Here is a 13,879-nt window from a genome sequence, read left to right on the forward strand (position 1 = left end):
AATCAATCAAATCCGCAGACTAACCTCCGGACCGCAAAAAAACAATCGTGTACCCATGAGCAAAAATTTTCGGGCTAACTTTCCCACATAGGCTCAACAAATTTAGCATCCACCCTAAATCATCGCCGAACAATTGCCAAAATTGAACTCAAATAAAATAAATATCAAAGCCTCCCGGAAATTTTCATATTTCTAAATTTCGTCCTAAAAAACCTGAAAGCACTCCGCACGTATCTATCGACTAAAAATACCGAGTTATCCACTAGCAACCCAAAGAATGCATCTTTTCGAATACGACCTACCAAGGAAGCTGGCAATACAGCCTTGTCAATTGAACTAGACCTGACTCGAACCCCCCGCACTTGATTCGCGACATTTCCACCATGAATCATTTGAAACCAAGCATCCTTTAAACCCAACTGCCTTACAGATCCGAATCGCTTCAATAAGTGATGCTGCCCCAGCCAAACCGATTCCAAACTATCCGCTCCTTCACTCAACGAAATAAATGGATTCGCATAGTCTCGCTTGCGGAAGAATTTTCCGCCACTCACAACTAAACCTTGCGTGGGATTTATAAACTCACGCCGACCAACCTCGACGACGCGGCAAATCTCTTCAAATAACCTCAAATTAATCGCGTCGTCACTATCAATGCGGGTGCTTAAAACCCAATTTACGTTGGGCATCAAACGGGCACGCATATGCTGCGTCGCCAATTCAACAGAAAATACATCGCAGAAAATGGGCGTAAACTGCGGGCAAATTTTTCTAAAACTTTCAATTCTCTCGACAAATTCAGCGGGCGTTTTCGCATCAAAGAAGACAAGCCAATGGTCCGGCTTCCGACTTTGCCCAGTAATCGAAGCAAGGCAGTCCTCCTCAAACATCTTAAACCGAGCCCGCAACCAATCGGGATCCACATTCTTGTTTCCCGAACCAAGTGCCAGCTTTACGTTAAATCTAGTCAAAACAAAATGCTGAAATAACTGAGGCGTTTTGTGATTCATAGACATTCCCAAAGCTTTCACACAGCATTTATAAATTAAAAATGAAACAACTAAAAAACAACTTCGGAATCCACATTAAATCAAGCCAAACAGCAGCACAACATTATTAGACTGCTTGACTCCCCTGATGACACCCGAAGTCAGTGATTAAGGGTCTCGTCAAACATTGCTAATTTGGTATTCATCCAACCACTTAGCTGCCATCAAAAATCTCCAGACAGGAAAACCGTTCAAGCCGGCATTATTGTCGGTCAGGATAGCCGCCAGCCTATCGGCATCCCATATCTTGCGTGCCTTGAAGGTCGGCGAGTCAACGAGATGGCGAACCATAGTCCGTAAAGCGGGCCTTTGCATCCATTCCGCAAATGGAATCGAAAACCCGAGTTTGTTTTTGGCGTTAATGATGGAGTGGGGCACGCGATGGTTGAAACCTTCGCGGAGGATCTTCTTGGTAATTCCGCCCGAGAACTTAGCCGCATCGGGCAATGCGAATGCGAATTCCATCAACCGATAGTCCACAAATGGCGAGCGAATTTCAATGCCCTGGCTCATCGCCGACAGGTCTTCGTACTTCAGAATCTGATTCAACCCGTAATCCTGCAACTGTCCGCACAAATGCCGGTCCAGATTCTTGCCGTCCCAGACCATGGGAAGGTCAGCCAAATAGTCTCGATGGGCTTTCTTGTAGTCAGCCTTCAGGACACTGAAAGAGCACTCGATAAACCGAGCGCGAATCCTCGAAACCATCCGGCGCCCGAATAGGGACTTAAAGGTTTGCGCCGCTAGGCTCGCATAGCCCCAGGGCATTTGTCGTCGGATCGCGCGAGCCTCGGCTAAAGAGGCAAGTGGGTTGGTTTGCAGCAAGTCAAGCAGGCGGTAGCCGCGAATGTAGTAGCCGTACCCGGCCAACGCTTCATCGGCACCCTGCCCATTTATCACCACCTTAATGCCCTGCCTGCGCACTTCTTTCATCAAATGCCAATGCGCGTAAGAGGCCGCACTGCCCATTGGTTCTTGCATGGCCCGCACATAGTCAGCAAAGTCCTCAGCTAGGGTGTCGCCATCGGGGCTGAGTTCGACCGATTCGATATGAGGGCAGGTTTGCATCAACTCACGCACCGGCTCGCTCTCACAGAAAGCGTGGCCCGGATGTGTGGCGGTGAAGGCGGTGACGGTTTCCACCCCCAAACGATGCGAGTCAATCTAGTCATTGACGATGGTGCAGATCACCGAGGAATCGATACCGCCGCTTTGCAGCAGGGCGACCGGCACATCGCTGTGAAAGCGCAAGCGCACGGCATCGTGCAGCAAGTCGGCATAGGCCGCCACACGCTCGCCCGGTGCGGGCAGGCCTTGCTCGGGCTTGACCTCATTGATATCCCAAAAGCGCTTGAAACTGAACTGCCCGCCTTGCGCCGTCATCGCGTAGCCGGGCTTGAGCTCCAATATCCCTTTGAAAAAAGTCTCGCCATTATTGGTGCGGTAACCGTAGGCGAGGTAATCATGCAACTTGCCTAAGTTCGCTTCCTTGACAGGGTTGACCGCCCGAATGCCGGCAATCTCACTGCTGAAGATGAACTGCTCTTCGCTTTGGAGATAGAAAAAGGGTTTGACACCCAAGCGGTCGCGCGAGGCAAACAGCTTTTGCTGAGCAGCATCCCAAAGCGCAAACGCCCACATGCCGTTGAAGCGCTGCACGCAGAGCTCGCCCCACTCGCGGTAGGCGTGAAGAATCACCTCGGTGTCGCTGTGCGAATTGAACACATAGCCCTTGGCTTGCAGCTCTTGCGCCAATTCAAGGTAGTTGTAAATCTCACCATTGAACACCAGCGTGAAGTTGCCGTCCGCGCTGTGCATGGGCTGAGCGCCGGCCTCACTGAGGTCCAGAATCGCCAGCCGCCTATGGCCCAAGGCGATGCCGGGACGCACAAAAGTGCCCTCGCCATCAGGCCCGCGATGGGCAATCGCCAGGTTCATCGCTGTAATTTGTTCCTGCAACTGCGGCTGGCCCTTGGGGCGCAGCTGCAATATTCCGTTTATTCCATACATTTATTTCCCTCCCTGCACATACTTCCATATTGGGCTCCGGCTAACTGCCTGGCCCATATTCTCGTTCCGGCATTGAAAAGGCTGCTTTCAATTTACCCCATCCACCGGCCACCTTGGTCTCAAAGAACAATGCACGCGGGTTACCGGCAATACGGGCCAGCAAGGCCAGAAAACCAAAGGCGACAATGACGATAGAACCGCGTATGAACAGATTCAAATAAACCGAGGGCCCCATTTGATGGGCTTGCAATCGCGCATAATTATGCCCACCCAAATAAGCCCTTCGAAGTACATAGTGGCGAGTCATTCGGGCCGGAGGAATATTTTCCTGCGCAATGGCGGAATCACACCACTCAAACACAGCCCCTGCCTGCAAACAGCGCCAGAAAAACTCAGCGTCCTCTGCGCCCGAAGCCGCGAAGTCGGCACAAAATCCGCCCACGCCATCAACCAGCTTCTTTCTGAAAATAACATTGCCACTGGCACAATTCTTCCAAGAAAGGCGCTTGCCACTTGGGTCGCGATGCCGCTCATAAACCCCGCTCTGGCGCAACCATGCCGGCGGATCTACTTCAAAATTCGCAAGCACTGGCCCGAACACGCCATCCACTCCGCTAGCCTGCAAATGCGACCAAAGTTCCTTGAGCCACTGGGGGTCGGCCCATTCGTCATCATCAATAAAGGCGATCCATGCACCGGCGGATTCGGCCAAACAACGGTTGCGGGCAAAACCAACACCACTTTGCTGCTCGCAAAAATAGCGAAGTGCCAAGGGATAACTCGTTTGCAAGCTTTCAACAAAAGGCCTGGCGCTGGCGGCCGAATCGTTGTCAACCACCACGACCTCCAACTCGCAGCCCCCAGGAAGTTGCATTGAGGCGAGGCTCGCCAAACACTTGGCTAAACCAGCAGGCCGCTTGAAGGTACAGACGCAGATGCTGATCAAAAACATGTCTTGCCTACTTCTCATTTTGTGCATCACTAGAAAGGGGAAATGTCTTATGTAGTCACCGTGCCAATTCCATTCGCAACAAAACGCACGTACGCTCCGGTAGCTAATCGAACGCCATCGCCGTTGAAGTCAACAGCTCACATTCAGACGGCATATCACCAATCATCCTTTTCCCGGGCCCCGCCGGTGCCTCCAGAGTCTTGCCATGGCGCAAAACTCGAACCTCGCAAAACGCCGCATCCGGCCTCGCCGCCACCGTCAACTGGGTCACCACAAGCCTGCATGAACTGGCACTGACCTGGCCGAGAAGAAACTTTAGGGAGAGACCAAAGCAGCTCTGAGGCGGCGTTTGCGCACCGCATAGCGGGCAGCGTGCATCAGTTGCTCGGCCAGTGAGCGGCCCGCGTAACGCAAACGGACCTGATGATCTTCCTCGAAGGAAGCCATTTTGTTCTTCACTGTTGTGCTGCCGGCGTGGACACGAAACACCGCCAAGGCCTCCCTGAGCGCGAGGGGCTCATGCTTTGAACCGAGTCTGAGGAAGAATTCATAGTCCATCGCAAATTTCAGGTCCTCTTTAAAACCTCCAAGCTCATTAAACACAGAGGTCCGGACAAAAGTAGCCGGGTGAGGTATGAAGTTGCCTTGAACAAGCCGCTTAAAAGAATATTCAGGAACCTTGAATGATTCAGGAATCATTGCACCATCAACATCACTCAATATTCGGCCAAACAACCAATCATACCCTCCTACCGCCAGCATATCGCTCACACGCTTGAGCACCAAGGGCGAGAGAAAATAGTCATCAGAATGAAGATGACATAAAAATTGCCCTGTCGCTACTTTGGCGCCTTCATTCATAGCGCGAGCGATACCACCACCTACTTGCCGCAAAAGTACATATTCATACGAAAGTGACTCGATGTACTCCAAAGTGCCGTCCGTCGACCCTCCGTCAACAAAAATATGTTCGACCTCGGCATCCTGTTGCGCCATGACGGACTCCACGGTTTGACGCAACGTAGCAATGCTATTCCATGTGCAAGTAATTACCGATATCAACATGATTCTATTTCATTCAACAAAAAGACTGGACTTTAGATTCATCTACAGATTCTTCGAAAGCAGGAAAATTGCCAAGACAATACCAATAACTACCTGAATCAAAAAAAACGCAATGCACGCCCCTTTGGGGCCGTTGAATCCCCATATTCAGAAATGGCAATACGCCACCATTTTCTTTCTAGACATAAAGAAGCCGCTCATATTGAATACCGGCACGTGTTCGCAGGCCGTTGTCGATTGTCCCATCTTCGTTGACCAAGACTTCAAAAACAGCCGAACCTTGCGACGGCACTGACTGCACCTGCTCTAAAACATACGTTGCTTTGTTATACAGAGGAATCACGACAACAATTCAGGGTTGCGTGGCGGGGCCAGGGCTTGCGCTTGGCCCACTCACTGGCAGCCCTCTCGCTTCTGGGCGGGCTCATGGACCAACAAGGCAAACAAGAAGAAGTGCAGGACCAGCTCGCCAACGAAAAAACCCGTTAGCTCCAATGGGGCCTCGCCGACACAACGGATGGCAATAAACAAGACCAAGCCCAAGGAAACGCCACCCGTGCGGGGTGCTGCCCGCCAAGCGGCCTTGAGAATGGCGAAAAAGTAAACCAGCAAACTCAGCCCCCCCACAGCCCCGGCCACAGACATGGTTTGCAACAACTGGTTGTGTGCGTGGAAAGCAAAAGGCATGCCAATCTGGATGCGATGCGCCGGCCCCCAAGCTTCAAGGCCATAGCCAAAAACCGGCGAAGCGGCAAAAACTTGCATTGCTACCGCCCAAATACTCGAGCGTCCGGTTAAGGTGCTGATGTCTGAGCCGGCCTGCGTCAAGCTCAACTTCAAAAGCAGGCGATCAATATCCACAAAAAGCAGGCTCAAGCAAGCCAGCAACATCAAGCCGATCAGCCCCAACATGAAACTGGGCTTAATGCCTCCGCCTGGCTCTCTGCCGCCTCGATATGCCGCGATGATCAGCGCCACTAATATCCCGGACAACCAAACAGTCTTGGATTGCGCCAAAACCAAAACTATCAAGGCCGTGAACCAGATCAACAATCCGAACCCCCGATTGGGCGAAGGCCGCAAGACCTGCAGCAAGATGAGAAACAAGGCAAGCGGCCCAATACTGTTGGCATGTGCGCCCAAACCCCACAACCTCACATTCAGTGCGGGCACCCAGCCCTGATAAGCAGGCTGCAAAACCATATCTGGCTTAATGAGCGCCAAGGCCAAGCTACAAAACAAAAAGATAAAGAGACCGGTTTTTGCCCACTGGATCAGCAGTTCAATCGGCTCTTTCCTAGAAAAATACGCAGCAGAAAATAAAATAACGGGGTACACGGCATTGTGCACAAATGTCGGGTGCGCACCCAATGCACTTGGGAAGATTACCGTACAAAAGAAAAAAGCCAGAAAAGATACAAAAACAAATTTTGAAACACCGGGTTCTGCAGAGTTTTCTAATTTGGCCACCGACGTCACTGAAAACAAGGCACGGACAATCTTAGAAATTGAAATTGCGAGCACCAGGGCTGTAATCATTCGCATTAAATTGTCGCCGCCGCCTGCGTTGCTTCCTATGCCGCCAATATTCATGGCTGCGTATTTAAGGCTGCGCCCTGCGAGCAAAGTGCTAAAACCAATACCAAGCAGAAGCAATGGCATAATCAATGGCAGCAACCAACGTCCCATCCGCAATTCAAACTCAAGAAAAGCCGCCTGCACTGCCACCAAGATCAAGGCGAACACCAGCGCCCCACCCATATATATCAACAGGGGTATCAGTTCCTTTTCACTCACTCTTTTGTCCCTTATCTAATTGAGTGTTCATATAGGCCGCAGCCTTGGGCGGCAATCGACTGCTGACTCGCCTCAAGACTTCAGAAAGTTCCTGCCCGATAAGTCTAGGAAACAAGTGCAACACGCTGATGAAGAACAGTCCGCCACTGAGACCGGCGCAGATCAAACGAACAGCGGGCCGGAGTTCATTCAGGCTTGCATCGATGCCCGCCGCCAAAGCTGCCACGACCAAACTAAGCATGGCGCCGCCACGCACAGCCAGCCAAAGATCAAGGAAGCGGATGCCGAGCAGCGGCAATCCCACGCGAAGCACCAAGCCGCAGCGCACTAGAAATAGCCCAAGAACACCCCAAGCGACCGCAGCCAAGCCCAGAGGCGCCAACAGCCAGCACGCGGCACCCCAGGTAAGCACCAGAGGCCATTGCGCCAGAAACTCACTTGAAGCTCGGCCTGCCGTCCAAAGCAAAGGGGTGCTCATTCCCCAAAGCAAATACAAGGGCATGGCCAGGGCCAAAGGCGTACAGACAGCTGCTGCGCTCGCCCATGCTCCGCCATATAGGGTCAAGATAAAAGTCTCGGAAATCGCGGCGACCGACATAAAGACGGGCAAGACAAATAGCGCAATTGCAGCGACTAGAGCCAAGAAACCTGAGCCGATACGGGAGCTATCGCTCTGATGCGACAGCCGCGAAGAGGCAGAAAAGAAAACCGGCTGCAAAACACTCAGCACACTATTCGTGGGGCTGTAGAGCAGGTTGAAGGTATTGGAATAAATACCAAGTTCTCGACTCGGAAGCACGCGCCCAATGATGATTCGGTCAATATTGGCGATGGCCCAGTTCAGCATATTGGTGGCCAAGACGGTCCCAGCATAGGCCCCCTGTACCAGAGCCTCTTCATACCAGATAAGCGGCCTTAAGGCGTGCTGAGTTCTGCGGTACAGCAACAGGCCATTCACTGCCGCCTGTATCAACCAAGCCCAAACCAAGGCCCACACGTGAAAACCCGACAAGGCCATGGGCAAACCAACGAACAGATAGCCGACGACATAGCTCAGCAAAAAGTCGATTTGTATCGACTTAAAGTCCATGTCGCGCTTCAGCAAATTCAAGGCCGGAGCCGTGAGCGCATTGATCAAACAAAGTGCTGACAAAAACAAGACCACTGAGGCTGCACGGGGTTCACCAAAAAAGGTCGCGATCGGACTGGCAGCGAGCGCAATCAGCGCGGTGACGACCGTGCCCAAAATGAATTGCCAGGTCACAACAAAGCGAACATCCCGCTCGTTGACTTCACGCTTTTGAATCAGGCCATAAGCCAAACCAACATCAGAAAAGAAGGCGCTGAAGCCAATCACGAGCGCCCCGATCGCGAAGACGCCATATTCAATCGGGCCGAGCAGTCGGGCCAACGTAACTTGAGTCCCCAGTTGCAAAACCATCCGAAACCCGGCCCCTCCCGCGCCCCAGAAAACCGCCGAAATTGACTTACCTCCTAAGCTGGCCATTTAGCGACAACCAAGCGCATGCCGGCTGAGGTAGTCCTGCAAGGCCAGATCAATACCTGTTGACAAGGGTGTCGTGGCTTTCCATCCCAAGCCCGTCAGCCGGCTGACATCCATCAACTTCCTCGGGGTGCCATCGGGTTTGCTGGCATCAAACACGATGCGGCCTTCAAATCCGACCACCTTCATGACGGTTTCGGCCAGTTCGCGAATGGTGACGTCGGTGCCGGTGCCGATGTTGACCAAAGGGCCGTCATAGCCCGATTCCATCAGGTAGACGCAGGCGTCTGCAAGGTCATCCACATACAAAAACTCCCGCATCGGCGTACCGCTACCCCACACCACATACTCAGTATCGCCGCGCAACTTGGCCTCATGAGCCTTCCGAATCAATGCAGGCAACACATGGCTATTACTAAGATCGTAGTTGTCGTTTGGCCCATACAAATTAGTGGGCATAGCGCTAATGTATTGCCGACCGTACTGTAGATTGTAGCTCTCAGCCAGTTTGATACCTGCGATCTTGGCGATCGCGTAGGGTTCATTGGTCTGCTCAAGCGAGCCAGTCAAGAGATACTCTTCCTTGATGGGCTGCGAGCAGTTTCGCGGGTAAATACAACTAGAGCCCAAAAACATCAAGCGCTGCACATCGGCCAAATGGGCTCCGTGGATCAGATTCGCTTCAATGAGCAAATTTTGATAGAGGAATTCAGCCCGATAGATATTATTGGCATTGATGCCACCAACTTTGGCTGCGGCAATAAAGATGTAGTCAGGCTTCTCCCTCGCCAAAAATTCATGCACAGCCTGCTGATTCAGCAAGTCAAGTTCGGAGCGCGTGCAGGTGAGAATATTTTTGTATCCGCTCTGTTGCATGCGACGCACCAGGGCAGAACCCACCATGCCTCGATGTCCGGTTACAAATATTTTACTGCCTTTATCCATAGTCAAATCACCCTTCAACAGGGTCGACAATTTTAATGTCTACACCCTGATTTCCACATAATTATTCAGTGCACTATGAGCTGTCAGCACGGGCATATTGCGCTTCAATATGTCTTCAATCACTCGCCTTAAGCAATTATCCTGATAGGCATCATGCGCCGACTCTTGTGGATGCAGCATAAAAACCAACCAAGCGCCAGTCAACTGAGCCAAATGCACCAACTTCAAGTAATGTTCAAGCCGATTCTCGCCCGGCCTAGTGTGAGAGCCAAAGGCAATTCGACGGACTGCATACCGATTAAAACAGCCGACATTCAGCCCTTCCCAAGTCGTAAAGCCCGACCTGTACACTTTTGCAGCTTCAACTCTTAGCTCGCGGGTATTTGCACCATAGGGATAGACGAGGCAATCTACTGGCACGCCAATCGTATTGCGCAAATTTTCTTTCGCGCTCACCATGCCTCGATGAACTGAGCCGCTTTTCCGATCCCAGAGCGCTGTATGGCTATCCATATGACTGGCAATTTCATGCCCGCGCTCTGACATATACCTCAATTCGTCGGCCGACAAAAACCCCGCCGCGCCAACCAAATTTGAACAAGGTGCAAATACACCTTTAACTCCAAACTCATCCAAGGGCTTTACCCCGTACTCGATATCAGCAGAATAGCCATCATCAAACACAAAGCTAACGGCGGCTCTGCCACCCCATTGGCACCGCTCAAACTCCCGCCTTGGCAAAAGTCGATCCAAGCTTCGCTCGACCGGATGTTTTAGCCTTTTGACCAGCATACCCCTCCCTCAGCACAGCCGACTCCCGGTTAGACCTGCCCTCTTATTATTTTAAGAACGAGGGGGATCATTTTTATTTGGGTGAATCGACGGCAAATCCGTTTAGAACTTATTCGTTGTAGTCGTAAGCCTTGAAGCCGGCCATCTTGACCAAGCTGTCGCGGCGCGCTGAGGTGTAGTCGGCCTCGACCATTTCGGCCACCAACTCACGCAACGAGGTGGTGGGCACCCAGCCGAGTTTTTCTTTGGCCTTGGTCGGGTCGCCGAGCAAGGTTTCCACTTCGGTGGGGCGGTAATAGCGCGGATCGACCTTGACGATCACGTCGCCGACCTTACATTTGGCCTTGTCGCCAGTAACGGCGGCCACGGTGCCAATTTCGTCGGCGCCGTCGCCGGTGAAGGCGATGGTGATGCCCAACTCCAGCGCGGCAAACTCAACAAACTGGCGCACGCTGTATTGCACGCCGGTGGCGATGACAAAGTCTTCGGCCACTTCTTGCTGCAGCATCATCCATTGCATCAGCACATAGTCGCGGGCATGGCCCCAGTCACGCAGTGCGCTCATATTGCCCAGGTACAAGCAGTCTTGCAGACCCAGCGCGATACGTGAGATGGCGCGGGTGATCTTGCGGGTCACGAAGGTCTCGCCGCGCAGTGGGCTTTCGTGGTTGAACAAGATACCGTTGCAGGCATAGATGCCATAGGCCTCACGGTAGTTCACCGTGATCCAGTACGCATACATCTTGGCCACGGCGTAAGGGCTGCGTGGGTAGAAGGGCGTGGTTTCCTTCTGGGGAATTTCTTGGACCAAGCCGTACAACTCAGAGGTGGAGGCTTGATAAAAGCGCGTCTTCTTCTCTAAGCCCAGGATACGGATGGCTTCCAGGATGCGCAGCGTGCCCATGCCGTCCGCATCCGCCGTGTACTCGGGGCTCTCGAAGCTGACGGCCACATGGCTCATGGCACCGAGGTTGTAGATCTCGTCCGGTTGAACCTGCTGGATGATACGGATCAGGTTGGAACTGTCGGTCAAGTCGCCGTAGTGAAGAGTGAAGTTCTTCTTCTCCACATGCGGATCTTGGTACAGGTGATCGATGCGGTCGGTATTGAAGGATGAGGCACGGCGCTTAATGCCATGCACTTCATAGCCTTTGGATAGCAGCAGTTCGGCCAGATAGGCGCCGTCTTGTCCAGTAACGCCCGTGATCAATGCGACCTTTTTTGTCATAACTACTTCTCGAATCTTTTGGGAGGACTAAATACTGACCTTGCCGATAACACGCTCACGCTGCTCGGGCGGCATTGCAGCCATCAGTTGGTTAATAAAATCCGTGTGGACGGGAATGGCCTTATCCATATCCGGGTTGATTGAGGAAACACGAATCAACATCCCCTCTGGAATCTGACGCTTCAGTCCGAAGCGGATACTGATCAAACGCCGCTGAGTGTTAGACGTCGTGGCTTGATCGCCCATCAGTACCCAGTAAGTAACGGGCTCCATTCGCGCGCCCATTGTCATCATCAAATGTCGCACCGGTATGACAATGCCCGGCGCCGCCTGTAGTGTTGCATCTCGACTGGCCTCCAACTTGAAACCCTGCGACACATAGCAAACATCAGGAACATGCACTGTCAACCCATCGGATTGATCGCCACCATAAGCGACGGACAACATGATGCGCAAGCCACGACTGTTGACGTAGGTTCGAGCCAAAGTTTGGTTATAGATTTTGTCAAGCATCGCCTGTTGATCCGGCGGAGGCAAGATCACAGGCATGCTTTCATCTACAACCCAGTCCCCGAACGCCCTAGGGAACACGGCTTCGAGCTTGAAACCCTTGAAAGAGTCAGAAACTTTAATAGTCGGACGGGCCCACTCCGCCAAAGCAGCGGAACCCATCATGGCAACCATCACCATCAACGCTGTTCGACGCGAATTCACTTGCGAACCGCCTTTACTAACCGAGCAATAACTTGCATGCCATGATCAACAAACAAAATCAACGCCAAGGCTACGATAAATAAAACCATCCCCGCGAAACCATGCACAAACCCTTGCCCGGCCTCGTCGCCAAAATGGTAGGTCACCAACACGAGAATCATTACTCGAATGATATTGGCAACAAATGAAATCGGCACAATCAGAATCGCGAGCGCAATATTTCTGGCCGCTGATTTGTAGTTCATCAGATTCATGTACAGCATGCCCAAAGCCTCAAGAGTGAACATTGAGTTCAGGCCAGCACACGCGTCGGCAACCAATAATTGATACGGTCCAACCGTTAAGATGACGCCGCTACGCCCTATGGGATAGCCAAGGTTATAGAGTATGGAACTTGCAACCGCCGACACTGCGCTTTTCAATGGTGTCGTAATCGCGATCACCAGAGTTGCCGGCAAGGGCACCATGAAGATTAGGAAAAATATCGGAAACCAGCACAGTCGCAATGCCTCTGGCCCTTTAAACAACAAGATAAGTCCGATCAAAATGGGGATCAACGCCCCCACTTCGAACATCAAAATTGCTTGCGATCTGCCCAAAACGTAAAGTACGAAGCCAAAAGCAAACATACCTATGCCCCAAGCCAAATTCGGCCGGGGGATAATGTCAACTAGGGCCTGCCGCTTGCCATACAAAAGCCAAAGCGCTACGGCAAATATAATCGGGCCATGACCCTGCTCATCTTTCACCCAAACCGTACCCGCTAGTGTCAAAGCCGTGGGGCCGAACATGGCCACAAAACCGAAAAGCAATAACAGGATCACCGGCAGATCGAATTTAAGCGGCGGCGTAACGGAAGAGAGTGAGGTTGACATGGAATTAGCTCGGATGCCTTTGAATCGCAGATCAATACTCGTTCATAACCGCACCGAGAATATTTACCGAGCTACCTGCCAAGCTGGCGATCAAATCTTGCAAAGATTCATATTTACAAGTATTTTTTCGCGCAATAACAATAGCCGACCCACATTTCGCGGCAACAACACATGCGTCCGCACCGTTACTCGCAGCCGCCGTATCGACGATCACATTGTCGAATTTAGAGCAGAGCTCTCGCATCAGCAACGCATAAGCGGGTCGCTCAATCAATTCGAGTGGGTTTGGCGGAATCGAGCCACCCGGCAATACAAACAAACCAGCTACGCCCTCGACAGCCTGAATAACTTGAGCTTCAGCACGGCCAGACAGAACATTCGACAAACCCGCTGCGTTGGATACGCAAAAAACTTCATGCTGACGGGGCGAACGCAAATCAGCATCGACAAGCAATGTCCTCCCACCCAGTTGGGCAAGTGATACCGCCAAATTAGCTGCGAAATAGGTTTTTCCATCGCCATGCTCAGGGCTGATGATGGCTACGGCACTGCAAGTCTGATCCTGAGTTGCGCCATGTAGTCGCATGGTCACTTGGCTTCGAGCAGCTCGAATCGCTTCTGCTTGAACAGAGAAAGGCTGATTGAGCGTGACCAGTTCGGGACTCGAAAGCTTTCGCTCAGCACTTGCCATTGGGTAATGGAACTGCTTGGCCAAGGCACTTAATACATCGTCTTCACTGGCTAGGCCTAAAGCGACCGCAGCCTCACCAAACCGTACGCCCTTTTCTCGTTGATAGGCTAGAACCTTTTCAACTTCTGCCGCACTGAGGCTGCGCGCGTCACGAATGATGTCGCCAATGGTGCGCCCTTGCGAGGCCTGCGACACTTCCTCCTGAATCTTTTCAGTATTCACGGTTTGAGCCTTATCTGAAAACACTGTACTCATGC

11 protein-coding genes and 1 pseudogene are annotated in these 13,879 nt (G+C 52.0%); all 12 read right to left on the minus strand.

Annotated elements, in window-relative coordinates; all coding sequences use genetic code 11:
• Positions 1-164: 164 nt before the first annotated feature.
• On the minus strand, positions 165-1,010 hold the full coding sequence (locus AT984_RS22540) for a glycosyltransferase (protein WP_197418091.1): 846 nt from the start codon (positions 1,008-1,010) through the stop codon (positions 165-167).
• A 159-nt stretch (positions 1,011-1,169) separates the two neighbouring features.
• Positions 1,170-3,059, minus strand: a pseudogene (gene asnB / locus AT984_RS23590) (asparagine synthase (glutamine-hydrolyzing)).
• Positions 3,060-3,099: 40 nt separating this feature from the next.
• On the minus strand, positions 3,100-4,011 hold the full coding sequence (locus tag AT984_RS13610; protein ID WP_197418094.1) for a glycosyltransferase: 912 nt from the start codon (positions 4,009-4,011) through the stop codon (positions 3,100-3,102).
• A 315-nt stretch (positions 4,012-4,326) separates the two neighbouring features.
• Positions 4,327-5,076: a glycosyltransferase family 2 protein gene (locus tag AT984_RS13615; RefSeq protein ID WP_082680022.1), complete on the minus strand. Its 750-nt coding sequence runs from the start codon at positions 5,074-5,076 to the stop codon at positions 4,327-4,329.
• A 393-nt stretch (positions 5,077-5,469) separates the two neighbouring features.
• Entirely contained in the window at positions 5,470-6,873 is a 1,404-nt protein-coding gene (locus AT984_RS13625; protein WP_058720555.1) for an O-antigen ligase family protein, read from the minus strand.
• Entirely contained in the window at positions 6,866-8,380 is a 1,515-nt protein-coding gene (locus tag AT984_RS13630) for a lipopolysaccharide biosynthesis protein (RefSeq protein WP_058720556.1), read from the minus strand. The genes AT984_RS13625 and AT984_RS13630 overlap by 8 nt, the downstream gene beginning before the upstream one ends.
• Positions 8,381-9,322 (minus strand): GDP-L-fucose synthase family protein, encoded by a 942-nt coding sequence (locus tag AT984_RS13635; protein WP_058720557.1) that lies wholly within the window; start codon positions 9,320-9,322, stop codon positions 8,381-8,383. It lies immediately after the preceding gene.
• A gap of 39 nt (positions 9,323-9,361) precedes the next feature.
• Positions 9,362-10,075, minus strand: coding sequence for a polysaccharide deacetylase family protein (locus AT984_RS22545; RefSeq protein WP_197418097.1), 714 nt, complete (start codon positions 10,073-10,075; stop codon positions 9,362-9,364).
• A gap of 148 nt (positions 10,076-10,223) precedes the next feature.
• On the minus strand, positions 10,224-11,342 hold the full coding sequence (gene gmd / locus AT984_RS13640) for a GDP-mannose 4,6-dehydratase (protein WP_058720558.1): 1,119 nt from the start codon (positions 11,340-11,342) through the stop codon (positions 10,224-10,226).
• Positions 11,343-11,369: 27 nt separating this feature from the next.
• On the minus strand, positions 11,370-12,056 hold the full coding sequence (gene epsI, locus AT984_RS13645) for an exosortase-associated protein EpsI, B-type (RefSeq protein WP_231741422.1): 687 nt from the start codon (positions 12,054-12,056) through the stop codon (positions 11,370-11,372).
• Entirely contained in the window at positions 12,053-12,931 is an 879-nt protein-coding gene (gene xrtB, locus AT984_RS13650) for an exosortase B (RefSeq protein ID WP_058720560.1), read from the minus strand. Before xrtB ends, epsI begins: the two co-directional genes overlap by 4 nt.
• A 31-nt stretch (positions 12,932-12,962) precedes the next feature.
• Entirely contained in the window at positions 12,963-13,877 is a 915-nt protein-coding gene (locus AT984_RS22550) for a polysaccharide biosynthesis tyrosine autokinase (protein WP_082680348.1), read from the minus strand.
• Between the last annotated feature and the right edge of the window lie 2 nt (positions 13,878-13,879).

The sequence above is a fragment of the Paucibacter sp. KCTC 42545 genome (assembly GCF_001477625.1).
In the GTDB taxonomy this organism is placed as follows: Bacteria; Pseudomonadota; Gammaproteobacteria; order Burkholderiales; family Burkholderiaceae_C; genus Paucibacter_A.